The sequence below is a fragment of the Aeromonas sp. S15(2024) genome, assembly GCF_041402265.1.
Classification (GTDB): Bacteria; Pseudomonadota; Gammaproteobacteria; order Enterobacterales; family Aeromonadaceae; genus Aeromonas; species Aeromonas dhakensis.
Window position 1 is genome coordinate 1 of sequence record NZ_JBGLQY010000016.1, and the last position, 24,417, is coordinate 24,417.

Sequence of the window (24,417 nt, forward strand, 5' to 3'; positions counted from 1 at the left end):
GCAATAGCGCAGTGGAACCACCTGACCCCATGCCGAACTCAGAAGTGAAACGCTGTAGCGCCGATGGTAGTGTGGCATTCGCCATGCGAGAGTAGGACACTGCCAGGCACCAATTTCAAGATTGCGCACTGAGCGTGGTCTTTACCGGTTAGTGTGCTGATATGGCTCAGTCGGTAGAGCGCATCCTTGGTAAGGATGAGGTCCCCAGTTCGATTCTGGGTATCAGCACCATTAAATATTAAAGCCTCCCAATCGGGAGGCTTTTTTGTTTCTGCTTTTTCAATTCATCGATATCTGTCTGGCATCGAGATAGAAACGGGGCTGTCCCGACGCTTCTATCTGGATGGCAGCCACCAGTCGTTCATCGCGTTTGTATTCCCACTGCTTCTCTATCGAGGTCAATGGTGGCTTGCTGATGCCCAGCGTCTGCAGATACTCGTGAAACAAGCCTGCGCTGCCGATCTCGGTCAATCCTGCTTTCATCCCAATCAACTCCCTTTTATTGTTGCTGTCTATCAATAGTAACAGTCTCATATGTATTCAATATGAACGCTTTTCTATCAAATTGATCCAAGCTAAGTTGTGGCTTGAAAAAGCAATTGGCGGCTGAAAAAAGGAAGAAAAACATGCTGATAAAGAACCTGCGCCTGGCCGGCAGGGAGGGGACCTGGCAGATCCTCTGCCAGGATGGCCTGATCCGTGCCATCGAGCCCATGAGCACTCATCTGCTCTCCACCCATGAGCTGGATGGGGAGGAGGGGCTCGCCATTGCCCCCTTTATCGAACCGCACATCCATCTCGATACCACCCAGACGGCGGGCGAGCCGAGCTGGAACCTCTCCGGCACCCTGTTCGAGGGGATAGAACGCTGGGCCGAGCGCAAGGCAATGCTGACCCACGAGGATGTGAAACGGCGCGCCATCCAGACGCTGAAGTGGCAGATCGCCAACGGTATCCAGTTCGTCCGTACCCACGTCGATGTCTCCGATCCCAATCTGGTCGCTCTCAAGGCGATGCTGGAGGTGAGGGAAGAGATGCAGGAGTGGGTGGAGCTGCAGATCGTCGCCTTCCCGCAGGAGGGGATCCTCTCCTACCCGAACGGCAAGGCGTTGCTGGAAGAGGCCCTCAAGCTGGGTGCCGACGTGATCGGCGCCATCCCCCATTTCGAGTTCACTCGGGAATATGGGGTCGAAAGCCTGCACTATGTGTTCGATCTTGCCGAGAAGTATCAAGTTCTGGTCGATGTGCACTGTGACGAGATCGATGATGAGCAGTCCCGCTTTATCGAGACGCTGGCGACCCTGGCCTACGAGCGCGGCATGGGCCAGCAGGTGACCGCCAGCCACACCACCGCCATGCACTCCTACAACGGGGCCTATGCGTCGCGCCTGTTCCGGCTGTTGAAGCTGGCCGACCTCAACTTCGTCGCCAACCCGCTGGTGAATATCCACCTGCAGGGGCGGTTCGACAGCTATCCCAAGCGCCGCGGCATCACCCGGGTGAAGGAGATGCTGGCGGCGAACATCAACGTCTGCTTCGGTCACGACGACGTGTTCGATCCCTGGTATCCCATGGGGACGGCCAACATGCTGCAGGTGTTGCACATGGGGCTGCATGTCTGTCAGATCATGGGGTACGAAGAGATCAACGACAGCCTCAAGCTGATCGGCAGTCACAGTGCCCGCACTCTGAACGTGCAGGATCGTTATGGCATCGAGCTGGGCAAGCCGGCCAACCTGCTGATCCTGCCTGCCGAAAACGGCTTTGATGCGGTGCGCCGCCAGGTGCCGGTGCGCTACTCCATTCGCCATGGCAAATTGATTGCCGACACCAGGCCTGCCCAGACCACGCTGCACCTGGAGCAGAGCGAACCGGTCGATTTTCGCCGTTGAGCCGAGGGCGTCGATTAATTGCCCTGCTGTCCCCCCGGGTCGACATTTTGCATAATGTCGGCCTGATACTGTGGAGTCTGCTTCCATGCAAACCTGGTTATTTGTTGCTGCCGGTGGGGCCATCGGTGCCTGCCTGCGTTTTGGCATCGCCGAGCTGATGGCGCTGCTGCTGGGGCGCCACTTCCCCTACGGCACCCTGATGGTCAATCTGATCGGCTCCTTCATCATGGGGGTAGCCTACGCCCTCATCCTGCACGGCCACATAGCCGAACACCCGATGAAGCCGCTGTTGATGGTGGGGATCCTCGGTGCCCTCACCACCTTCTCCTCTTTTGCGCTGGACACGGTAGCGCTGGCCCAGCACGGCGCTTATCTCAAGGCGCTGCTCAACATCGGCCTCAACCTGTTTCTCTGTCTGGCCATGGTGGTGCTGGGGATGCAGTTGGTCGCCAGCCGGGTTTAAGGTGTCCGCACGCCATTGGCTCTGGTAAACTGGCGGCCATTCTTTGCTCTATGGGTGTTTAAGGGATGTCAGAACAGACTACGACAACGCATTTTGGCTTTAAAACCGTGGCCGCGACCGAGAAGGAAACCCTGGTCGCCGGCGTCTTCCATTCGGTGGCAGCCAAGTATGATCTGATGAACGATCTGATGTCGTTCGGCATCCACCGCCTGTGGAAGCGCTTCACCATCGACTGCTCCGGTGTGCGCAAGGGCCAGAAGGTGCTGGATCTGGCCGGTGGTACCGGCGATCTGACCGCCAAGTTCTCCCGCATCGTCGGTGAAACCGGTCAGGTGGTGCTGGCCGACATCAACGATTCCATGCTCAAGGTGGGTCGCGATAAGCTGCGCAACCTGGGGGTGGCCAACAACGTCTCCTACGTTCAGGCCAACGCCGAGGCGCTCCCCTTCCCGGACAACCATTTCGACGTCATCACCATCGGCTTCGGCCTGCGCAACGTTACCGACAAGGACAAGGCGCTCGCCTCCATGTTCCGGGTACTGAAGCCGGGCGGCCGTCTGCTGGTGCTGGAGTTCTCCAAGCCGGTGAGCGAAGTGATCGCCAAGCTCTATGACCTTTACTCCTTCAAACTGCTGCCGAAAATGGGCGAAATCGTCGCGAACGACAGCGAAAGCTACAAATACCTGGCGGAATCCATCCGCATGCACCCGGATCAGCAGACCCTGGCCGGCATGATGGAAAATGTCGGTTTCGAGCAGGTGGAGTTCTACAACCTGACCCAGGGCGTGGTCGCCCTGCACCGCGGTTACAAGTTTTAAGGTCGCCTATGCCGATGGATGCCATGGTCACCGCGGTGATCGAAACCAGCCTCAACCGGCTGCTGGAACTGGACAAGCAGAGCCCCGAGCGGCTGCGCAAGCTGGCGGGCAAGGTACTCAAACTGGAGCTGCGCGAGCTCAAGCCGCTCTGGTTTGTCTTCTCCGGGCGCCGGCTGGATGTGCTGGCCAAGTTTGAAGGGGAGGCCGATGCGGTGCTGAGCCTCTCCCTGACTGCCCTCGGCCTGCTCAAGGATCCCTCCTCTCTGACGCGTTACATCCGCGAGGAGAAGCTGGATCTGAGCGGCGACCCCCAGCTGGTGCAGGCGTTCAGCGTGCTGCTGGGTGAGCTCGACATTGACTGGGAAGAGGAGCTGTCCCGTTATACCGGCGACGTGCTGGCCCACACTCTGCTGCGTGGTGCTCGTCAGGCGCATCGCTTGCTGGGCCGTGAACTGTGCCGCAGCCAGCGTCAGTTGGCCGAGTATCTGACCGAAGAGATCCGGCTTGCGCCGGGTCCGCTGGAAGTGGCCAGCTTCAATGACGATGTCGAGCTGCTGGCGCAACAGATGAAAGCGGTCGAGCTGCGGCTGGCCCGCTTCGAACAGCGAGTAGCCTGATGACACCTAAGGAGTTCAAGCGCCTCTATCGCATCATCAGCATCCTGCTGGAGCAGGGCATCGACGAGCTGGTACCCGCCCGTTATCAGCCCTGGCCCGGCCGGTTGGCCCGCCGCAGCCTGTTCTGGCTCAAGAACAAACGCCAGGAGCTGAGCCGCGGTGCCCGCATCCGGCTCGCCTTCGAGGCACTCGGCCCCATTTTCATCAAGTTCGGCCAGATGCTCTCGACCCGGCGCGATCTGCTGCCGCCTGACATCGCCGAGGAGCTGGCTTTGCTGCAGGACAGGGTGCCCCCCTTCTGCGGTCAGGCCGCCCGTCGCCAGATCGAGGCGAGCCTGGGCTGCACCATTGAGACCCTGTTCGACGACTTCGACGAGACGCCGCTGGCGTCCGCCTCCATCGCCCAGGTGCATACCGCCAGGCTGAAGGAGAACGGCCGCGAGATCGTCATCAAGGTGATCCGTCCCGATATCGAACCGGTCATCGAGGCCGACCTGCGGCTGATGCAGGCGCTGGCCCGTCTGGTGGCCCGTTTCGTGCCCCAGAGCGGACGACTGCGCCCCATCGAGGTGGTGGAGGAGTATCGCAAGACCATCCTCGACGAGCTCAACCTGATGCGGGAGGCGGCCAACGCCATCCAGCTGCGCCGTAACTTCACCGGCTCAGAGGCGCTCTACGTGCCCGAGGTGTTCACCGAGCACTGCCGCGAGCAGGTGCTGGTGATGGAGCGGATCTACGGCATTCCGGTCTCCGACATCGCGGCGCTGGAGGCCAACGGCACCAACATGAAGCTGCTGGCCGAGCGCGGGGTGGAGGTGTTCTTCACCCAGGTGTTCCGTGACAGCTTCTTCCATGCCGACATGCACCCGGGCAACATCTTCGTCTCCTATGAGCACCCCGAGAATCCGCTCTGGATCGGCATCGACTGCGGCATCGTCGGCACCCTCAACCGGGAAGACAAGCGCTACCTGGCGGAGAACTTCCTCGCCTTCTTCAACCGCGACTACCGCCGGGTGGCCGAGCTGCACGTGGAGTCCGGCTGGGTGCCGCCCGATACCAAGGTGGACGAGTTCGAGTTCGCCATCCGCACCGTGCTTGAACCCATCTTCGAGAAGCCGCTGTCCGAGATCTCGTTCGGCCACGTGCTGCTCAACCTGTTCAACACCGCCCGTCGCTTCAACATGCAGGTGCAGCCGCAGTTGGTGTTGCTGCAGAAAACCCTGCTCTATGTGGAAGGGCTGGGTCGTCAACTCTATCCCCAGCTGGACCTGTGGCAGACTGCCAAACCCTATCTGGAAAACTGGATGTACCAGCAGGTGGGGCCCAAGGCGGTGTGGACCGCCATCAAGGAGAAGGCGCCATTCTGGGCGGAGAAGCTGCCGGAACTGCCGGAGCTGGTCTACGAGACCCTGCGCCAGACTCGCCATCAACAGCACCATTTCGACCAGATGTTCGCCGAGTTCCGCCGTCACAGTCGTCGGCAGGGTCAGGCTCGCTACCTCTTAGGGGTTGGAGCCAGCCTGCTATTGGCCGGTGTATTCTTGCTGACCCAAAAACAACACATTGAGTGGGGACAAATCAGCCTCGCCGGCGCCGGGTTATGCTGGCTGCTGGGTTGGTTGCGGACCCGTTCTCATTAAATAAACCGCGCCAGCGGGCGCCTGTCCTGGAGATAAAAATCATGGGTGGTATCAGTATTTGGCAATTGTTGATCATCGCAGTCATCGTCGTGCTGCTGTTTGGTACCAAGAAGCTGCGTGGCATCGGTGGTGATCTGGGCGCCGCGGTCAAGGGTTTCAAGAAGGCGCTCTCTGACGAGCCGAGCGATGCCAAGTCCGAGCAGAAGGATGCCGAGTTTCCGCCGAAGCAGCTGAACGAAGCGGCCGGCCAGCCTAGCGATGCCGCCAAGCAGAAAGATAAAGATCAGGCCTAAGCCATGTTCGATATCGGTTTCTGGGAGCTGGTTGTCATTGGTGTCGTCGCCCTGGTGGTGCTCGGCCCCGAGCGGCTGCCCGTGGCGATCCGTACCGCCAGCCACTGGATCAGACTGATCCGCAGCACTGCCAACTCGGTCAAGGCCGAGCTGGAGCAGGAGCTCAAGTTGCAGGATCTGCACAACGACCTGAAGAAGGCCGAACAGCTGCAGATGAACAACCTGAGCCCCGAGCTGCAGGAGTCTATCGAGCAGCTGAAAGCGGCCGCACAATCGGTGACCCGTCCATACGAACAGCAAAACACCATCCATCCTGCACCGGCATCGGCCGAGGTGAAGGAGGAATCTGTGCCACCAGCCGCCGCGGTGGCCGCGCCGGAACAGACTGCGATCGTGGATGAGCGCCCCGGTGCCCAGCCACGTACCGAACAAGGGGAGGTGAAGCAGCCATGAGTCAGGCCGAACAACCCCTGATCAGCCACCTGGTGGAGCTGAGAACGCGCCTGCTGCGTTCCATCACCGCCATCCTGCTGGTGTTCATCGCGCTGATCTACTTCTCCAACAACATCTACGACTTCGTAGCCCAGCCGCTGCTCAGCCAGCTGCCGGAAGGGACCAGCATGATAGCGACGGACGTGGCGACGCCCTTCCTGACGCCCATCAAGCTGACCCTGGTGGTCTCCTTCTTCGTGGCGATCCCCTATCTGCTCTACCAGGCCTGGGCCTTCATCGCCCCCGGTCTGTACCAGCATGAACGGCGTCTCATCATGCCGCTGGTCGCCTCCAGTGCCGTGTTGTTCTACGCCGGCATGGCGTTTGCCTACTACGTGGTGTTCCCGCTGGTGTTTGGTTTCTTCACCAGCACCGCGCCCGCCGGAGTAACGGTGGCGACCGACATTGCCAGCTATCTGGACTTCGTGCTGACCCTGTTCTTCGCGTTCGGGGTGGCGTTCGAAATTCCGGTGGCCACCATACTGCTGTGCTGGACCGGGGTGACCACCCCCAAGAGCCTGAAGGAGAAGCGTCCCTACGTCGTCGTCGGGGTGTTCGTGGTCGGCATGCTGTTGACGCCGCCCGATGTCTTTTCCCAGACCCTGCTCGCGATCCCCATGTGGGCTTTGTGGGAGATAGGTCTGTTCTTCGCCCGCTTCTACGTGAAGAAAGAGGACGAGGAGCAACAGGAATCAACGGAAGAGGGGAGCTGAGGCTCCCTTCCTCTTTTCATGCTCCCGTTCGAGGCGTATGGTAAGGCCCCATCGAGTAGATGGTTTTCAAATACCTGAAATGTCTTCCTTTTGTTCGGACCCGCTGACCCCATGATCGACATAGGTGTAAACCTGACCAGCAGCCAGTTCGCCGATGAACAGGCCGATCTGGTGGCCCGCGCCCGCGCCGCCGGGGTGGAGGCGCTGATCCTGACCGGCACCGATCTGGTCGGCAGCCGCGAGAGCGCCACCCTGGCCGCCCGCTGGCCTGGCTACTGCTTCTCCACCGCCGGGATACACCCCCACGACGCCAAGAGCGTGGATGACCACACCTGGCCGGCCCTGCGCACGCTGGCGGCACTGCCCCAGGTGGTGGCCATCGGCGAGTGCGGTCTCGACTACAATCGCGACTTCTCGCCCCGTCCGGTGCAGGACGCGGTGTTCGACGCCCAGCTGGCGCTGGCCGCCGAGCTCGGGATGCCGGTGTTTCTCCATTGCCGCGATGCCCACACCCGTTTCATAGAGATCCTGCGCCCCTGGCTGCCCAAGCTGCCGGGGGCCGTGCTGCACTGCTTCACCGGCTCCGATGAGGAGCTGGACGAGTGTCTGGCGTTGGGGCTGCATATCGGGGTGACCGGTTGGCTCTGTGACGAACGCCGTGGTCAGTTGCTGCGCGAGCAGGTGGCCCGCATTCCGGCCGGCCGGCTGATGATAGAGACGGACGCCCCCTACCTGGTGCCGCGGGATCTGAAACCCAGACCCAAACGCAACGAACCCGCTTTTTTGCCGCACATCGCCCAGGTGGTGGCGGCCTGCCGTGGTGAAGCGCCCGAGGCCTTGCTGGCCCATACCCGGGCCACCTCCGCCGCGTTTTTCCAACTTCCTCTTTTGGAGTGACTCATGGCTACAACTCTTCCAGGCGCCTTTCCGGGCCGCCGCCTGCGCCGGGTGCGCAAACATGATTTCAGCCGTCGTCTGGTACGCGAGAACGTACTGACCGCCAATGATCTCATCTACCCCGTGTTCGTGCTGGAGGGGGAGAACCGCCGTGAAGCCGTCCCCTCCATGCCTGGGGTGGAGCGTCTCTCCATCGATCTGTTGCTGGAGGAGGCTGCCGAACTGGTGGCGCTCGGCGTGCCGGCCATCGCCCTGTTCCCGGTCACTCCACTCGAGCAGAAGAGCCTGCTGGCGGAAGAAGCCTACAACCCGGACGGGCTGGCCCAGCGCACCGTGCGTGCCTTGAAGGCCCGCTTCCCGGAGCTGGGGGTCATCACCGACGTGGCGCTCGACCCGTTTACCACCCACGGTCAGGACGGCATCATCGATGATGAAGGCTATGTGCTGAACGACATCACCACCGAGATCCTGGTGAAACAGGCGCTCTCCCATGCTGCCGCCGGGGTCGATATCGTGGCGCCGTCCGACATGATGGATGGCCGTATCGGTGCCATTCGCGCGGCGCTGGAAGAGAACGGCTTCATCAACACCCAGATCATGGCCTACTCCGCCAAGTACGCTTCCTGCTACTACGGCCCGTTCCGCGACGCGGTCGGCTCGGCCGGCAACCTCGGCAAGAGCAACAAGGCCACCTATCAGATGGATCCGGCCAACAGCAACGAAGCCCTGCACGAGGTGGCGCTGGATATCCAGGAAGGGGCCGACAGCGTGATGGTCAAGCCGGGCATGCCCTATCTGGACGTGATCCGCCAGGTGAAGGATCAGTTCGGCGTGCCGACCTTTGCCTACCAGGTGAGCGGCGAGTACGCCATGCACATGGCGGCGATCCAGAACGGCTGGCTGAAGGAGAAGGAGAGCATCATGGAGTCCCTGCTCTGCTTCAAGCGGGCCGGGGCCGACGGCATCCTCACCTACTTCGCCAAGCGCGTGGCGCAGTGGCTGAAGGAAGATGCCCGGACCTGATGGCAGGACGCCTTCAGTGCAATGCAGACAATGCCGGCCCCGGGGCCGGCATTGTCGTTTCTGGGGGGCTATCTGGTCGTTTTGTGCGCACCTTTTGACCAAATGTGGGCAGCGGCCCTCGCTCTCGATGGCAAAGGCTTGATTAATGGGGTTTCTGCCTACATCTTAGGTAGTCCAAGCAAGCTTCTGGACGGCAGGGGCTGTAGAGAATTTAGAGGTATTGCCGGATGACTAACCCTTTGCTGACAATGGACTCGCTGCCCCCGTTCAGCCAGATCCAGCCCGACCAGGTACAGCCTGCCGTGACGCAGGCCATTGCCGATTGCAAACAGAAGATCAGCGATGTGCTGGCCCAGCGCGAGCCCCACACCTGGGACAGCCTGATCGCCCCGCTGGAAGAGGTAAATGACCGTCTGTCCCGGATCTGGTCGCCGGTCAGCCACCTCAACTCCGTGCTCAACAGCGAGGCGCTGCGCGAGGCCCACGACGCCTGCCTGCCGCTGCTGTCCGAATTCCAGACCTATGTCGGTCAGCACGAAGGGCTCTATCAAGCCTACCTGGCCCTCTCCGAGAGCGACGATTTCCCCCTGCTGAGCGCCGCCCAGCGCAAGGAGATCCAGAATACCCTGCGCGATTTTCGCCTGTCCGGCATCGGCCTGCCTGCCGAGGCACAGCAGCGCTACGGCGAGATCCAGGCCCGTCTCTCCGAGCTGGCCTCCCGTTTCAGCAACAACGTGCTGGACGCGACCCAGGGTTGGAGCAAGCTGGTGACCGACGAGGCCGAGCTGGCCGGGCTGCCTGCGAGTGCACAGGCCGCCGCTCGCCAGCTGGCCGAGCTGAAGGGCAAGGAAGGCTGGCTGTTCACTCTGGACATCCCCTCCTACCTGCCGGTGATGATGTATGCCGACAACCGCGGCCTGCGCGCCGAGCTGTACGAGGCCTTCACCACCCGCGCCTCCGACCAGGGCCCCAATGCCGGCAAGTGGGACAACTCCGCCATCATGACCGAGCTGCTCACCCTGCGCCGCGAGCTGGCCCAACTGCTGGGCTTTGCCAACTACGCCGAGCTCTCCCTGGCCACCAAGATGGCGGACAAGCCGGAGCAGGTGGTGAACTTCCTCACCGATCTGGCGCGCCGCTCCCTGTCGCAGGGCAAGGCCGAGCTCGAAGAGATCCGCGCCTTCGCCAGCGAACAGCACGGCCAGAGCGAGCTGGCGGCCTGGGATATCCCCTATTACGCCGAGAAGCTCAAGCAGCACAAATTCTCCATCTCCGACGAGCAACTGCGCCCCTACTTCCCCGCCAGCAAGGTGGTGAAAGGGTTGTTCGAGGTGGTCAAGCGGGTGTTCGGCATGAAGGTGCGCGAGCGCCTCGGCATCGACACCTGGCACCCGGACGTGCGCTTCTACGACATCTTCGACGCCGAGGACGAGCTGCGCGGCAGCTTCTATCTCGACCTCTATGCCCGCGAGCACAAGCAGGGTGGCGCCTGGATGGATGTCTGCCTGGGTCGTCGCTACCGTCAGGACGGCTCGCTGCAAAAGCCCGTGGCCTACCTGACCTGCAACTTCAACGGCCCGGTGGATGGCAAACCCGCCCTGTTCACCCACAACGAAGTGGTCACCCTGTTCCACGAATTCGGCCACGGCATTCACCACATGCTGACCCGGATCGACGTGGCCGGCGTGGCCGGCATCAACGGCGTGGCCTGGGATGCGGTGGAGCTGCCGAGCCAGTTCCTCGAGAACTGGTGCTGGGAGTCCGAGGCACTGGCCTTCATCTCCGGCCATCACGAGACCGGCGAGCCGCTGCCTGCCGATCTGCTGGAGAAGATGCTGACCGCCCGCAACTTCCAGGCGGCCATGCAGATGCTGCGCCAGCTGGAGTTCGCCCTGTTCGACTTCCGTCTGCACCAGGAGTTTGACCCGGCCAATGCGGATCAGATCCCGGCGCTGCTGGACGAGGTGCGTCGAGAGGTGGCGGTGATGACGCCGCCGGCCTTCAACCGCTTCCAGCACAGCTTCTCCCACATCTTCGCCGGCGGTTATGCGGCGGGCTACTACAGCTACAAGTGGGCGGAAGTGCTCTCCGCCGACGCCTTCTCCCGCTTCGAGGAGGAGGGGATCTTCAACCCGGTGACCGGCCACTCCTTCCTGAAGAACATCCTGGAGAAGGGTGGTTCCAAGGAGCCGATGGAGCTGTTCCGCGCCTTCCGTGGTCGTGAGCCTCAGGTGGATGCCTTGCTGCGCCACAGCGGGATTGCCGCATGAGGCTGCAGGCCCCGCCAGGCGTGAGCTTCAAGCAGGTACACCTCTGCCACAGAGTGCGATCACCGCGTGATTTTTGAGATAAAAAGGGACCTTTTGGTCCCTTTTCTCAAGGCATTTTAATATCTTGCGGATAGCATGTTTGCACTGTTCCCGCCTCTTCAGTAGAGTCGGGGTCTACCTTCCAAGGAGAGAAAGAACCTTGCCATGAGGCGAGCACTCGAGTCTGTCTATCAAATCATCTCAAGTCTGTCTCATTCGAGTGGTCAGGGATATTTCGATACCTTTGTGAGTGAAATCGCAGCAGCGGTGGGGGCCGACTTCGTCCTTATTTCGGGTAGGGATCAAGCGGGGCTCTCCTGCAAGGTGCATGCAACCTATCCTGCCTCTCTCGATACGACCCGCTTCAGTTTTCCGGTCAGCGCCACCCTGGGGGAGATCACCCTGCAGGAGGGCGAGGCCTGGTTCAGCGATCGGGTACAGCAGCTGTTCCCCCACGCCGCCGTGTTGCAGGCCTGGCAGGTCCAGGCCTATGCCGGCATCGCCCTCAAGAGTGCGCAGGGGGAGACGGTGGGCATCTGCAGCCTGCTGTTCAAGCGGCCGCTCACCAACATGGACAAGGTGATGGGCCTGCTGCGCCTGCTGGCTCCGCTGGCAGGGCGCGAACTGGCGCTGATGCTGCAGCAGCCGGCGCCGCCCCAGCCCGAGTACCACGATTTTCTGCACACCATGATGTCCCACGCCCCGGTAGGGATCGGCAAGCTCGATCTGGACGGCAAGATCCTCTGGACCAATCCGGCCATCGAAAAGATGCTGGGCTACAGCCAGGAGGAGCTGGTTCATCGCAACGCAGCCGAGCTCAATCATCCGGAAGACTGGCTGCGCAGCGTCGCCTGCTATGAAGAGCTCAGGCGCGGCGAGCGTACCGCCTTCACCCAGGAGAAGCGTTATCTGCACCGTGACGGCCAGCTGCTGTGGGGGCGGGTTACCGTCACCCTGGTGCGGGACGATCAATTGCAGCCCGACTACCTGATGGTGGTGCTGGAGAACATAGACCCCCTCAAGCGTCACGCCGAGCAGCTCAAGCTCTCCCACCGGGTCTATGACAACCTATCCGAGGCGATCCTGGTGTGCGACGCCGACAGTCGCATCATCTCGGTCAACCCGGCGTTCGAACAGATCACCGGCTACAGCGAGGAGGAGGTGTGTGGCCAGCGCCCCAGCCTGCTCAAGTCCGGCCTGCACGATCAGGCCTTCTACGCCGACATGTACCACGCGCTGGAGCGGGTGGGGGTGTGGCGCGGCGAGGTATGGAACAAGCGCAAGAACGGCAAGCTCTACCCCCAGCAGCTGATGATCAGCACCCTGCGGGAAGGGGGGCGGATCAGCCAGTACATCGCCATCTTCAGCGATCTCTCCCAGACCAAGCTGGCGGAGCAGAAGATCGCCGCCCAGGCCAACTACGACAATCTCACCGGGCTGCCCAACCGCTGGCTGTTCGGCCGCTGCCTCAGCCGCTTCTGCGAGCGGGGCGAGCGCTTCGCACTGATGGTGCTCGATCTCAACAACTTCAAGGCGGTCAACAACAGCATGGATCACCATGCCGGTGACGCCCTGCTGCGGGAGGTGTCGGATCGGCTGGTGAGCCGGGTGCGCACCGAAGATCTGGTGGCCCGCATCGGCGGCGACGAGTTCGCCTTCCTGGTGCCCGGCATCGTCAACCGCCGTCAGGCCGAGGTGTTTGCCAAGCAGGTGGTCGGCGGCTTCGCCCGCCCCTTCATGCTGGCCAACCAGCACCTCTACGTGACGGCCACCATCGGCATCACCCTCTGCCCGGGCGACGGGCTGGAGAGCGACGAGCTGCTGCGCAACGCCGAGCAGGCGCTGTTTGCCGCCAAGCGGCAGGGGCGGCTGCTCGGTAGCTACTGTGCCTCCATGCGCGAAGAGGTGCGCCAGCGTCACCAGATGCAGCAGGATCTGGCGGAGGCGATCAAGCTCGAGCAGCTGACCATGGCCTACCAGCCGATCTGGGACAACCGCAGCGGCCGGGTCGCCAAGCTGGAGGCGCTGGTACGCTGGTATCACCCGCACTGGGGTCAGGTGTCGCCGGCGGACTTCATTCCGCTGGCGGAGGAGGCCGGGCTCATCCAGGGGCTGGGGGCGCTGGTGCTGTGGCAGTCGTGCCGGGATCTGGCGCGGCTGCAGCAATCCGGCTTCCCGGATCTGCAGATGTCGATCAACCGCTCCACCCTGGAGTTCCAGACCATAGATCCGGAGGCGAGCGAGTGGCTCAAGGTGATCCACCACTTCGGGCTGGATCCGGCGGACATCGTCATCGAGATCACCGAATCCCTGCTGATGGAGACCAGCGATCAGCACAGGGTGCGGATCGATGCCCTGCGCGAGGCAGGCTGCAAGCTGGCCATCGACGACTTCGGTACCGGCTACTCGGCGCTCAATTATCTGCGCAACTTCCCGGTGGACCTGGTGAAGATCGACCGGGCCTTCGTGCGCCACATTCCGTTCAACGAGCAGGACCGGCTGCTGCTGGACGGCATCATCAACATAGTGCACAACCTCGGCATGCAGGTGGTGATCGAGGGGGTGGAGACCCGCGAGCAGCTCAACTTCCTCTGCCAGAAGGGGTGTGCCTTCACCCAGGGTTATCTGCTGAGCCGGCCGCTCGCCTACGACGACCTCACCGAGTATTTGCAGCTCAACGACAAGAGCATGTTCCTGCAGACCAGCTAACCCTTACTGCGCCGCTTTCATCCTCTCCTGTTTCTCCTTCAGTGTCCGGTAATCCTCCCCGAGATAGCGCAGATAGATGCGATCCAGTACCCCTTCGTCCAGCATCTGTTGCAGCGCTTTGTTGTAGGCGGGCAGCAGGTCAGCCTTCTGCTTGCCGAAGCAGAGGTAGAGCGGAGTCGAGTCGAGAAAGGGGGTGAGTGCGCGGATCTTGACGTCCTGCTCTCTGGAGAGAATGGGGGCCGAGAAGTAATCCAGCACTATCAGGTCGACCCGGCTCTTCTCCAACATCAGCAGCAGCTGCTTGTCGGAGTGGGCCTTGATGGGCACCCAGCCGGTGAAGTGCTTGATCCTGTCGGTGTAGTCATAGCCCCTGACCATCCCCACTTTCAGCCCCTTGGCCATCTCCCACGAGAAGGTTTGCAGCGGGCTGTCGCTGCGCACATAGGCGGCCAGCGGGTAGAAGGCGGTGGCAAGATCGGAGTGGTAGCAGCCGGGGAGGGGCGCGTTGTCGAGAATGCCGTCCGCCAGCTCGGTGTTGACGTACTGTTCGCAGCGTCCCCACGGCAGTTCGAGCAGGGTGAGCTGCATGCCGAGGCGGTGTGCCACCTCTTGATGGATCTCGACCGATATGCCCTCCATCAGCTTGCCCTGTTCGGCGTAGGAGAAGGGGGGCCAGTCAACGCCGCAGACCTTGAGCTGGCCGCCGCTCTGGGCGGCAAGCAGCAGGGCGATAAGCAGGTGCATGGGGTTTCCTCCCTACAGCCACGTAAAGGGGCTGTGATACACTCGGTTCACTGAACTTAGAATGCATCCAGAGCCCATGCAAATCCTCCTCGAAGACCCCGCCAAGGCGGCCCAGGCAGAAGCCCTGAACAGCCAGCTTGACCAGATCGACCTGCCCCAGTTTGCCCTGGTGTTCACCCCGGAGCGGCTGGAGCTGCGCAAGCTGGACGAACCCAAGCTGGGCGCTGTCTACGTGGATTTCGTCGAAGGGGCGGTGGCTCATCGCCGCAAGTTCGGCGGCGGCCGTGGCCAGTCCATCGCCAAGGCGGTGGGGCTCAAGGCGGGCGCCATGCCGACCGTGGTGGATGCCACCGCCGGGCTGGGGCGCGATGCGTTCGTGCTCGCCTCCCTCGGCTGCAAGGTGACCATGATCGAGCGCAGCCCCGTGGTGGCGGCCCTGTTGCAGGACGGGCTGGCGCGCGCCGCACAGGATCCCGAGATAGGCCCCTGGGTGCGCGAGCGAATGCAGTTGCTGCACGGCCCTGCGGTGGAGACCCTGTTGGGGTTGGCCGAGCGGCCGGATGTCATCTACCTCGATCCCATGTTCCCCCACAAGCAGAAGTCGGCGCTGGTGAAAAAAGAGATGCGGGTGTTCCAGTCGCTGGTGGGGGCGGATCTCGACGCCGATGCCCTGCTGCCGGCGGCGCTCACCATGGCGGACCGGCGGGTGGTGGTGAAGCGGCCGGACTACGCCGGCTGGCTCAACGAGCAGAAGCCGAGCATGGCCATCGAGACCAAAAGCAACCGCTTCGATGTCTACGTGATGGCGGCGCTGGCGGGATAACGCCGCACGCGAGGGATATAAAGAAGAGGGCCAACCCGATGGGGTTGGCCCTCTTGCCATCTATTGGCTGTCGGCTGGTGCTGACAGGGCGAAGCGGATCAGCTTCTCCTCCCCCTGCCAGTTGAGCGTCATGGTCGCCAGCTCCGCCAGGCTGAGCCGTTCGCCGCCGTGCAGCAGCAGGTACTCGACCCCTTCTCTGGCCTCTATGGTGCGGATCTTGTCCGCCCACTGGCGGCCATCCTTACAGGTGAGGGTGACCGGCAGCTGCCAGCTGGCGGCGATCTCCAGCCAGTCGTAGAGATCGCAACTGATGGGTTGGTATCTGCTCATGCGGTCGTCGTCCCCCTTGTCGCCCGTTACTGGAAGTTGATGCTGGTGGTGGGCGCCACCACCGTCTGGGCTTTCTGTATCTGCACCTGCTGCAGCGGATCGTCGGCCACTGCCGGATCATCCTCGTCGCCGTTGCAGACCAGCACCAGATCGTAGCTGCCGAGATTAACAAATCCCAGCTCGTAGCCAAAGCCGCCTCCGGTCTGCGGCAGCACGGGGGCGCTGGCGTAGAAGCCGTTGTCGCTGTCCGCCATGTCGGGGTAGTTGTCGTCGCTTCTGGGCTGGTAGAAGTAGACGAAGGCCTTGTCGGTCAGCTGACCACCGCACAGCCCGGCCGCGACCGAGCCCTTGACGGTGGCGACCTGAGTGTTGTTCACCAGCCGTACGCCTCTCGGCTTGAGCTTGTAGTACTGCTCGTGGCCTGGCAGCACCATGGACTGGCGCAGATCGAATTCGGTGGTGAAGGCACTGAGGCCGTTGGCGGCGATGGTGAAGGCGTCCAGCTTGAGCTCGCTGCTGGGCACCTCGAGCGGCTTGATCACCCCATCATCCTGCTTGACGTAGGAGTAGGGGGTGCCGTCCAGAAACTGGTTGGCGACCTCCCGCCCGTCCAGCACCCGCAGCCGCATCTGGCTGTAGTTGCCGGGCACCACGCTCTGGCTGGCCAGCAGGGGGCGACTGGCGGAACCCTGATAGCTCAGCAGATCGATGTAGGTAAACAGCGGCCTCCCTGCGCTGTCGAGCGGAATGGTCTCGCCGCTCGGGGTGCAACCATCGTCCTGGGCCGAGGTGAGGAAACTGGCGGTGGTCCAGCTCTGCTCGGTGCCGGCGACGGGGTGGATGCTGATGTTGGAGACGGCGATGCAGACCTTGCTGACGCCATCTACCGGGGCGTCGGAGAAGGCCAGCGAGAGCTGGGCCTGTGGTGGCTGGCTGCTGTTGTCGCCGCCCCCGCCGCCGCAGGCGGTGAGCAGGGCGGTCAGTCCGATCAGGGTCAAAGGTTTCATGGCGTCCATTCCGGTTGGTTGTGAAGACAACCCTACTCTAGTCGAACGTAGGCCATGAGGGGGAGGCAGAGCCCAGACGCAAGGGCGGGATCAGCCCGTCAGCCCAATAAAATCAAGGGGCAGGCCTGAGTGGCGCCAGTGCTGGCTGCGAAAGAGATTGTCGGAACCTTGGGGCACTGATTGGGCTGGGCCCAATCAGGCTTCCAGCAGCCGGGTAGGCCAGCCCATCTTCTGCTGGCGCTCCACTTCGAGGCGCAGCTCGCTGGCGCGCAGGTAGTGCTCGTCCAGCCACCCCTTGGGCAGGGTCAGCGTCAAGGCCTCGTCATCCGCCTGCAGGGTAAAGATCGGCACAGTGCCCTGGGTGCGGCGCATGCAGAGGATCAGCGCGATGCGCAGGATGCGGGCCAGCCGGATCGCCTGGCGAGCCGTGACGGCACCCTGCTTCTCCAGCGGTTCCAGCTTGAATTCGTCCCGCTGGTTGAACAGCAGGGCCGACAGCAGCTTCTTCTGCGCGGGGGTGAAACCCGGCATGTCGATGTTGTCGATGATGTAGGCGGCGTGTTGCGGCGCCTTCTTGTACTCGATGCACAGACCGATCTCGTGCAGCAGGGCCGCGTAGCGCAGGATCGGGCGACCGTAGCGCTTGGAGAGACGCCAGGCCGGCTGCAGCTGGGTGAACGCCTCGATGGCGGTATCGCGCACCCGCTCGGCGTGCTCCTTGTCCAGCTGGTAGCGGCTGATCAGGCTGTCGGCGGTACGATCGCGGGCATCACAGTCGTGATTGTTGCCGAGCAGGCCGTAGATTAAGCCTTCGCGCAGGGCGCCGCCGGCCAGCGTCATGCTCTCGATGCCGAGGGTTTCGAAGATGGCGATCAGGATGGCGAGGCCGGAGGGGAACACGGTCAGCCGCTCGGCCGCCAGCCCTTCCAGTTGCAGCTGGTCGAGCTTGCCACAGGCGATGGCCTGACCCATCAGCTCCTGCAGCTTCGGTAGGGTGACCCGCTCGCTCTTGCCCTGCGCCAGCATGATCTCCTGCAGCGCCTGCACCGTGCCGGAGGCGCCGACACAGGTGCGCCAGCCGAGCACGCGGTAATCGTCCGACACCTTATCCAGCACCATTTTGGCGGCGGCAATGGCCTGGTTGAAGCGCGCTTCGCTCAGCTCGCCGTCACCGAAGTGGTTGTTGAGCCAGGTGACGCAGCCCATGTGCAGGCTGTTGAGCAGCTTGGCCTCGCTCTGTTCGCCGATCACCAGTTCTGTGCTGGCGCCGCCGATGTCGATCACCAGCCGGTTGCCTTCCCCCGCCGAGGTCCAGGAGACCCCTTCATAGATGGTCTTGGCCTCTTCCTCACCCGAGATGATCTCGATGTTGTGGTTGAGCACCCGTTCCGCTTCACGCAGAAACTCGTCGACGTTGGTGGCCAGCCGCAGGGTTGCGGTGCCGACGACCCGGATGTTGTCGGCCGGAATGTCCTGCAGCTGCTCGGAGAAGAGGCGCAGACAGTCCCAGCCCCGCTCCATGGCGGCACGGCTGAGACGAAAATCGGCATCCAGACCGGCGGCGAGGCGCACCTTGCGCTTGACCTTGGTGACGGTGCGCAGGGCACCGGCGACCTCGCGCACCACCAGCATGTGAAAGCTGTTGGAGCCGAGGTCGATGGCGGCATAGAGAGGCGAGTTGTGCAACTGGGCCTATCCTTCAGCTTTTGCGGGGAGGACGACGACGGTTGTTGCTGTTGCCACCGCCCTGGCGATCGCGCATGTTGCGGTTCACCGGCTGACGGTTGCGGAACACCCGTTTCGGCGCGGTCACGTCATCCAGCAGCGCCTCGCGGTCATACTTGCTGACCGGGATCGGGTGGTGGATGTACTCCTCGATGGCCGGCAGGTTGAAGGCATAGTCTTCACAGGCCAGGCTGATGGAGTGACCGCTCTTGCCGGCACGACCGGTACGACCGATGCGGTGTACGTAGTCCTCGGCGTCGTCGGGCAGGTCGTAGTTGAAGACGTGGGTCACGTCGGGGATGTGCAGACCACGGGCGGCCACGTCGGTGGCAACCAGAATGTCTACCGCACCCTTGGTGAAGTCCTCCAGGATCTTCATCCGCTTCTTCTGTGGCACGTCGCCGGTCAGCAGACCGACCCGGTGGCCGTCATTCTCCAGCCAGGCGTGAACGTCTTCACAGACGTGCTTGGTGTTGGCGAAGACGATGGCTTTCTCCGGCCACTCCTCTTCCATCAGGGAGAGCAGCAGCAACATCTTGTCTTCGTTGGAAGGGTAGAAGAGCTCTTCTTTGATTCGTACGCCGGTCATCTGCTCCGGCTCGACCTGCACATGTTCCGGGTGGTTCATGTGTTCGTAGGCCAGCTCCTGCACCCGAAGGGAGAGGGTGGCGGAGAACAGCATGCTCAGACGCTCGGTAGCGGGCGGCATGCGGCGGAACAGGAAACGGATGTCCTTGATGAAGCCGAGATCGAACATGCGATCCGCTTCGTCCAGCACCACGACCTGGATGTTGCTCAGATCGATGACCTTGGACTTGAAGTAGTCGATGATGCGGCCTGTGGTGCCGATCAGGATGTCGACACCCTGCTCCAGCACGGCCAGCTGCTTGTCGTACCCTTCACCGCCGTAGGCGAGGCCGAGCTTGAGGCCGGTCGAGGCGGCCATGCTGTCGGCATCGTTGTAAATCTGTACTGCCAGCTCCCGGGTCGGGGCCATGATGATGGCGCGCGGCTGATTGATGAGGCGCGGCTTGGTCAGCGGGTGGGTCAGCAGATAGTTGAAGGTGGCAGCCAGGAAGGCGATGGTTTTGCCGGTACCCGTCTGGGCTTGGCCGGCGAGGTCATGGCCTTCTACCAGCAGCGGCAGAGAGAGTGCCTGGATGGGGGTGCAATAGTGAAATCCCTTTGATTCCAGACCAGCCAGAACTTCGGGTTCGAGGCCCATTTGGGCGAATTTGTCGGTCGTTAAGTGTGTTTTGCTCATGGCGGTAGGTTATCAGGTTAGGCTTGCAATAATAAACAGGATCATTTCAAATAGGGCAACTATTGCCTTTGTTGATACGTCAATAAAGCCTTAATTACTGACTGGAGTTGGAGATGAGTGACAAGATTGTTCAGCTGAGCGATGCCAGCTTCGAGGCAGATGTAATCAAAGCCGATGGCGCCGTTCTGGTCGACTTCTGGGCCGAATGGTGTGGTCCGTGCAAGATGATTGCCCCGATCCTGAACGAAGTCGCCCAAGAGTATGCCGGTCGTGTGACCGTAGCGAAATTGAACATCGACCATAACGCCGACACTCCGCCCAAATATGGCATTCGTGGTATTCCGACCCTCTTGCTGTTCAAGAATGGCGAAGTGGCAGCGACCAAGGTCGGTGCCCTGTCCAAGACTCAGCTGAAAGAGTTCCTGGACGGCAACCTGTAATAATCATCGAGGAGCGCATTGCAATAATGCGCTCCTTCTGTTTTATCACCTAGACGCTCACCCCGATTGGTGCTAATTTATCGCTCGTTTGCTAACCTTTTTGCCTGACTCTTTGCTCACACATCAGCCCGGCAAATCAAATCCGATCAGCATCAATCCAGCAGACTGTCTCCTCATTTCAATCCTTGCTTACAGACTTTCACCACTATGAATCTGACTGAATTAAAGAACACTCCTGTGTCCGAGCTGGTACAGCTTGGCGAATCCATGGGGTTGGAAAATCTGGCTCGGGCGCACAAGAAAGACATTATTTTCGCGATCCTCAAGGCGCACGCCAAGGGTGGCGAGGATATCTTCGGCGACGGTGTGCTGGAAATCCTGACCGATGGTTTCGGCTTCCTGCGTAGTGCAGACGGCTCCTACCTGGCCGGCCCGGACGACATCTACGTCTCCCCGAGCCAGATCCGCCGCTTCAACCTGCGCACCGGCGATACCATCTCCGGCAAGATCCGGCCGCCGAAAGAGGGCGAACGCTACTTCGCGCTGCTCAAGGTCAACGAGGTCAACTACGACCGTCCGGAAAACTCCCGCAACAAGATCCTGTTTGAAAACCTCACTCCGCTGCACGCCAACGAGCGTCTGCGCATGGAGCGTGGCAACGGTTCCACCGAAGACATCACCGCCCGCGTACTGGATCTGGCATCCCCGATCGGTAAAGGCCAGCGCGGCCTCATCGTCGCACCGCCCAAGGCCGGTAAGACCATGCTGCTGCAGAACATCGCCCAGAGCATCGCCTACAACCACCCCGACTGCGAACTGATCGTCCTGCTGATCGACGAGCGTCCGGAAGAAGTGACCGAGATGCAGCGGATGGTGAAGGGCGAAGTGATCGCCTCCACCTTCGACGAGCCGGCTTCCCGTCACGTCCAGGTCGCCGAAATGGTGATCGAGAAGGCCAAGCGTCTGGTCGAGCACAAGAAGGACGTGGTGATCCTGCTGGACTCCATCACCCGTCTGGCCCGTGCCTACAACACCGTCATCCCGTCATCCGGCAAGGTACTGACCGGTGGTGTGGACGCCAACGCTCTGCACCGTCCGAAGCGCTTCTTCGGTGCCGCGCGCAATGTTGAAGAGGGCGGCAGCCTGACCATCATCGCCACCGCGCTGATCGATACCGGCTCCAAGATGGATGAAGTCATCTACGAAGAGTTCAAGGGCACCGGCAACATGGAACTGCACCTCTCGCGCAAGATCGCCGAGAAGCGCGTCTACCCGGCCATCGACATCACCCGTTCCGGTACCCGCAAGGAAGAGCTGCTGACCACCGGCGACGAGCTGCAGAAGATGTGGATCCTGCGCAAGATTGTCCACCCGATGGGCGAGATCGACGGCATCGAGTTCCTCATCGACAAGCTGGCGATGACCAAGACCAACGACGAGTTCTTCGACGCCATGCGGCGCCAGCAGAAGTAACCGACTCGAAAAATGATGAAACCGCGGCCCAGGTCGCGGTTTTTGTTTATCTATTTTGCGGTCGCCTGAGTAGTATGAAACCTCGATGTCACAAGGATAGGGACGTCATGAAGCATGTACTCTTGATAATGCTGAGCTGGCTGCTGGTGCCGCCGGCTTTGGCGGGCCAGACCCCGCCCGGCGGGACGGCGCCCCGCATAGCGCTGGTGGCCGACGAGGGGCTGCAGGGCCACTTCGACTACCTGACCGGCCGCTTGCAGCAGGGACAGTTTGCCGCCATCGATTCCCTGCTGGACTCCCTGGCCGTGGGGCAGCGGGAGTATCTGCTGTGCCAGCTGCTTGCCACCCTCGATGGTCAGCCCAGGGCTGCCAGCCCGCAACTGCTGGCCTGGGTGCGCGCCCAGTCGTTCAAGGCCCCCAGCTGGCTGGTGGAAAAAGAGGTGGACGGCTTTCTGGTGCAGCAACCCGCCTACGACTTTGCCGCCGCGGCGCGGCAGGTGCTGAGCCGCTGGCAGCAGCAGGCCTGGCAGGACAACTACCGCCAGCTGCTGGAGGCGAACCGCTTCGAGTTCAAGCAGGTTTACAACAGCCGCAACCCGGATCTGGCCCAGCAACAGCAGGCGCTGCTGAACGTGCTCGCCGGGCAGCCTGTCACTGTGCTGCAGCGCGAGGCGCATAAGCTGGCCGACCTGAACATCTTCCTGCCCGACAACCGCTTGCTGCGGCTGCTGGCTGAGCGTACCGGCGACAGTGCCCTCTATCAGAAGTTGTGGCGTCAACCGGCGGATCACGACAGCGTGGCGGCCCTGGCCAGCGTGGGGCGCTTTCATCAGGGTCAGACGGCGAGCGATCTGCTGATCGCCGCCAGCCGCAACGCCTCCCTCAAACAGACCGCCCTGCACCAGCTCAGTCAGCTTTCGCCGCTGCCCGACACGGCCCAGCAGTTCCTGCTGGCGGAGCTGGGCAACCGCCAGTACAGCGGTCAGGTGGCCAGCCTGCTGTTGCAGGTGGACGAGCCGAGGCTGCTGGCCCAGCTTGCCGATCGGCTGACCCGGCAGGAAAAGCGTCATGCAAGTCCGATGGTGCAACCCGAACCGGGTACACCCGCCGGCTCCCCGGAGTTATAATGCGGCATCGCCTGCACACAGGGTACCTGCATGAAATACAAGGATTTGCGTGATTTCATCGCGCAGCTGGAACAAAGCGGACAACTCAAGCGCATCACGCGCGAGATAGACCCCTATCTGGAGATGACCGAGATCAGCGACCGCACCCTGCGTGCGGGTGGGCCGGCCCTGCTGTTCGAAAATCCCAAGGGTTACGCCATGCCGGTGCTGACCAACCTGTTCGGCACGCCGGACCGGGTCGCTATGGGCATGGGCCAGCCCAACGTGGCCGCCCTGCGCCAGGTGGGGACCTGGCTCTCCTACCTGAAGGAGCCTGAGCCGCCCCGTGGCTTCAAGGAGCTGATGGAGAAGCTGCCGATCTTCAAGCAGGTACTCAACATGCCGACCAAGCGTCTCTCGTCCGCCCCCTGCCAGCAGCGGGTGCTGGAGGGAGAGGCGGTCGATCTGGACCAGATCCCGATCCAGCACTGCTGGCCTGGCGACGTGGCGCCGCTGGTCACCTGGGGGCTCACCATCACCCGCGGCCCCTACAAGAAACGGCAGAACCTCGGCATCTATCGTCAGCAGAAGATCGGCAAGAACAAGCTGATCATGCGCTGGCTGGATCACCGCGGCGGTGCCATCGATTTTCGCGAGTGGCAGGAGGCCCATCCGGGTGAGCGCTTCCCGGTGGCGGTGGCGCTGGGCGCCGATCCGGCGACCATCCTCGGCGCGGTGACACCGGTGCCGGATACCCTCTCCGAATACGCCTTCGCTGGTTTGCTGCGCGGCAGCCGTACCGAGGTGGTGAAGGCCATCAGCTGCGATCTGGAGGTGCCTGCCAGCGCCGAGATCGTGCTGGAAGGCTATCTGGAGCCGGGCGAGCTGGCTCCCGAGGGGCCCTATGGCGATCACACCGGCTACTACAACGAGGTGGACGAGTTCCCGGTCTTCACCATCACCCACATGACGATGCGCAAGGATGCCATCTACCACAGCACCTACACCGGCCGTCCGCCCGATGAGCCGGCGGTGCTGGGGGTGGCGCTCAACGAGGTATTCGTGCCGCTGTTGCAGAAGCAGTTCCCCGAGATCGTGGACTTCTACCTGCCGCCGGAGGGGTGCTCCTACCGGATGGCGGTGGTGACCATCAAGAAGCGCTATCCGGGCCACGCCAAGCGGGTGATGCTGGGGGTCTGGTCCTTCCTGCGCCAGTTCATGTACACCAAGTTCGTGATCGTCTGCGACGACGACATCAATGCCCGCGACTGGAAGGACGTGATCTGGGCCATCACCACCCGGATGGACCCGGCCCGCGACACCACCCTGATCGAGCACACCCCGATCGACTACCTGGACTTCGCCTCGCCGGTCTCCGGCCTTGGCTCCAAGATGGGGCTGGACGCCACCAACAAGTGGCCAGGAGAGACCAACCGCGAGTGGGGCCAGCCCATCGTCCAGGACGAGGCGGTGAAGCAGAAGATCGATGCCCTCTGGGACGAGCTGAACATTCTCGGTTGATGAGCGGCGGCCGGCCCGGCGGGCCGTGCCGCCTGGCCGGGATGCAAAAGATTGATGCCATTTGAGCTGAATTGGGTATGCTCGACTGACCTGACCACTCTGCTGGTCGCCAGTCCAC

23 protein-coding genes, 1 tRNA gene and 1 rRNA gene are annotated in these 24,417 nt (G+C 62.2%); 19 read left to right on the forward strand and 6 right to left on the reverse strand.

Going from position 1 to position 24,417, the window contains the following annotated elements; translation table 11 throughout:
- Positions 1-108: ribosomal RNA gene (gene rrf / locus ACB033_RS21300) — 5S ribosomal RNA — on the forward strand; the annotation flags it as partial.
- 47 nt (positions 109-155) lie between these two features.
- Positions 156-231: transfer RNA gene (locus tag ACB033_RS21305), tRNA-Thr, on the forward strand.
- A 48-nt stretch (positions 232-279) separates the two neighbouring features.
- Here ACB033_RS21305 and ACB033_RS21310 read toward each other — a convergent pair.
- On the reverse strand, positions 280-534 hold the full coding sequence (locus tag ACB033_RS21310; protein ID WP_010635577.1) for a hypothetical protein: 255 nt from the start codon (positions 532-534) through the stop codon (positions 280-282).
- A 92-nt stretch (positions 535-626) separates the two neighbouring features.
- Between ACB033_RS21310 and ACB033_RS21315 the strand changes: the two genes are divergently transcribed.
- The 12 genes from ACB033_RS21315 (at position 627) to ACB033_RS21370 (ending at position 13,866) form a co-directional block, all read left to right on the forward strand.
- Positions 627-1,892: a cytosine deaminase gene (locus ACB033_RS21315; RefSeq protein ID WP_139726405.1), complete on the forward strand. Its 1,266-nt coding sequence runs from the start codon at positions 627-629 to the stop codon at positions 1,890-1,892.
- An 85-nt stretch (positions 1,893-1,977) separates the two neighbouring features.
- A complete protein-coding gene (gene crcB, locus ACB033_RS21320) occupies positions 1,978-2,355 on the forward strand; it encodes a fluoride efflux transporter CrcB (protein ID WP_005307266.1) in 378 nt (125 codons plus the stop codon).
- A gap of 65 nt (positions 2,356-2,420) precedes the next feature.
- A complete protein-coding gene (ubiE, locus tag ACB033_RS21325) occupies positions 2,421-3,173 on the forward strand; it encodes a bifunctional demethylmenaquinone methyltransferase/2-methoxy-6-polyprenyl-1,4-benzoquinol methylase UbiE (RefSeq protein WP_010635575.1) in 753 nt (250 codons plus the stop codon).
- Positions 3,174-3,181: 8 nt separating this feature from the next.
- Complete coding sequence (locus ACB033_RS21330) at positions 3,182-3,790, forward strand: SCP2 domain-containing protein (protein ID WP_017783286.1); 609 nt, start codon at positions 3,182-3,184, stop codon at positions 3,788-3,790.
- The gene (gene ubiB, locus ACB033_RS21335) at positions 3,790-5,430 is read left to right on the forward strand and encodes a ubiquinone biosynthesis regulatory protein kinase UbiB (protein ID WP_017783285.1); all 1,641 of its coding nucleotides are present in this window, start codon (positions 3,790-3,792) and stop codon (positions 5,428-5,430) included. The genes ACB033_RS21330 and ubiB overlap by 1 nt, the downstream gene beginning before the upstream one ends.
- 41 nt (positions 5,431-5,471) lie before the next feature.
- Entirely contained in the window at positions 5,472-5,723 is a 252-nt protein-coding gene (gene tatA, locus ACB033_RS21340; protein WP_005307275.1) for a Sec-independent protein translocase subunit TatA, read from the forward strand.
- A 3-nt stretch (positions 5,724-5,726) separates the two neighbouring features.
- A complete protein-coding gene (tatB, locus tag ACB033_RS21345; protein ID WP_139726404.1) occupies positions 5,727-6,176 on the forward strand; it encodes a Sec-independent protein translocase protein TatB in 450 nt (149 codons plus the stop codon).
- Positions 6,173-6,928: a twin-arginine translocase subunit TatC gene (gene tatC / locus ACB033_RS21350; RefSeq protein WP_005307280.1), complete on the forward strand. Its 756-nt coding sequence runs from the start codon at positions 6,173-6,175 to the stop codon at positions 6,926-6,928. Before tatB ends, tatC begins: the two co-directional genes overlap by 4 nt.
- 111 nt (positions 6,929-7,039) lie before the next feature.
- Complete coding sequence (locus ACB033_RS21355; RefSeq protein ID WP_139726403.1) at positions 7,040-7,825, forward strand: TatD family hydrolase; 786 nt, start codon at positions 7,040-7,042, stop codon at positions 7,823-7,825.
- A gap of 3 nt (positions 7,826-7,828) precedes the next feature.
- Positions 7,829-8,848 (forward strand): porphobilinogen synthase, encoded by a 1,020-nt coding sequence (gene hemB / locus ACB033_RS21360; protein ID WP_042052090.1) that lies wholly within the window; start codon positions 7,829-7,831, stop codon positions 8,846-8,848.
- 227 nt (positions 8,849-9,075) lie between these two features.
- The gene (prlC, locus tag ACB033_RS21365; RefSeq protein WP_371140733.1) at positions 9,076-11,118 is read left to right on the forward strand and encodes an oligopeptidase A; all 2,043 of its coding nucleotides are present in this window, start codon (positions 9,076-9,078) and stop codon (positions 11,116-11,118) included.
- 204 nt (positions 11,119-11,322) lie between these two features.
- Positions 11,323-13,866, forward strand: a complete 2,544-nt coding sequence (locus tag ACB033_RS21370) for a putative bifunctional diguanylate cyclase/phosphodiesterase (RefSeq protein WP_371140734.1) — start codon at positions 11,323-11,325, stop codon at positions 13,864-13,866.
- A 3-nt stretch (positions 13,867-13,869) separates the two neighbouring features.
- On the opposite strand, the gene ACB033_RS21375 is transcribed toward ACB033_RS21370, so the two are convergent.
- On the reverse strand, positions 13,870-14,610 hold the full coding sequence (locus ACB033_RS21375) for an ABC transporter substrate-binding protein (protein WP_010635569.1): 741 nt from the start codon (positions 14,608-14,610) through the stop codon (positions 13,870-13,872).
- Between the two features lie 76 nt (positions 14,611-14,686).
- Between ACB033_RS21375 and ACB033_RS21380 the strand changes: the two genes are divergently transcribed.
- Entirely contained in the window at positions 14,687-15,433 is a 747-nt protein-coding gene (locus ACB033_RS21380; RefSeq protein ID WP_026141124.1) for a class I SAM-dependent methyltransferase, read from the forward strand.
- 60 nt (positions 15,434-15,493) lie between these two features.
- Here ACB033_RS21380 and ACB033_RS21385 read toward each other — a convergent pair whose 3' ends face one another.
- The 4 genes from ACB033_RS21385 to rhlB form a co-directional block, all read right to left on the reverse strand.
- Entirely contained in the window at positions 15,494-15,763 is a 270-nt protein-coding gene (locus tag ACB033_RS21385) for a Rho-binding antiterminator (protein ID WP_139432698.1), read from the reverse strand.
- A gap of 26 nt (positions 15,764-15,789) precedes the next feature.
- Positions 15,790-16,770: a DUF4382 domain-containing protein gene (locus tag ACB033_RS21390; RefSeq protein WP_162852115.1), complete on the reverse strand. Its 981-nt coding sequence runs from the start codon at positions 16,768-16,770 to the stop codon at positions 15,790-15,792.
- A 195-nt stretch (positions 16,771-16,965) separates the two neighbouring features.
- Positions 16,966-18,456, reverse strand: a complete 1,491-nt coding sequence (gppA, locus tag ACB033_RS21395; protein ID WP_139726399.1) for a guanosine-5'-triphosphate,3'-diphosphate diphosphatase — start codon at positions 18,454-18,456, stop codon at positions 16,966-16,968.
- A gap of 13 nt (positions 18,457-18,469) precedes the next feature.
- Complete coding sequence (gene rhlB, locus ACB033_RS21400) at positions 18,470-19,759, reverse strand: ATP-dependent RNA helicase RhlB (protein ID WP_005307299.1); 1,290 nt, start codon at positions 19,757-19,759, stop codon at positions 18,470-18,472.
- 113 nt (positions 19,760-19,872) lie between these two features.
- Between rhlB and trxA the strand changes: the two genes are divergently transcribed.
- The 4 genes from trxA to ubiD all read left to right on the forward strand — a co-directional run bounded on the left by trxA (position 19,873) and on the right by ubiD (position 24,299).
- Positions 19,873-20,199 (forward strand): thioredoxin TrxA, encoded by a 327-nt coding sequence (gene trxA / locus ACB033_RS21405; protein ID WP_005307306.1) that lies wholly within the window; start codon positions 19,873-19,875, stop codon positions 20,197-20,199.
- A 207-nt stretch (positions 20,200-20,406) separates the two neighbouring features.
- Positions 20,407-21,672, forward strand: a complete 1,266-nt coding sequence (gene rho / locus ACB033_RS21410) for a transcription termination factor Rho (RefSeq protein WP_005307308.1) — start codon at positions 20,407-20,409, stop codon at positions 21,670-21,672.
- A gap of 107 nt (positions 21,673-21,779) precedes the next feature.
- A complete protein-coding gene (locus ACB033_RS21415) occupies positions 21,780-22,799 on the forward strand; it encodes a hypothetical protein (protein ID WP_139726398.1) in 1,020 nt (339 codons plus the stop codon).
- 30 nt (positions 22,800-22,829) lie between these two features.
- Positions 22,830-24,299: a 4-hydroxy-3-polyprenylbenzoate decarboxylase gene (ubiD, locus tag ACB033_RS21420; protein WP_005307312.1), complete on the forward strand. Its 1,470-nt coding sequence runs from the start codon at positions 22,830-22,832 to the stop codon at positions 24,297-24,299.
- The last annotated feature ends 118 nt before the right edge of the window (positions 24,300-24,417 follow it).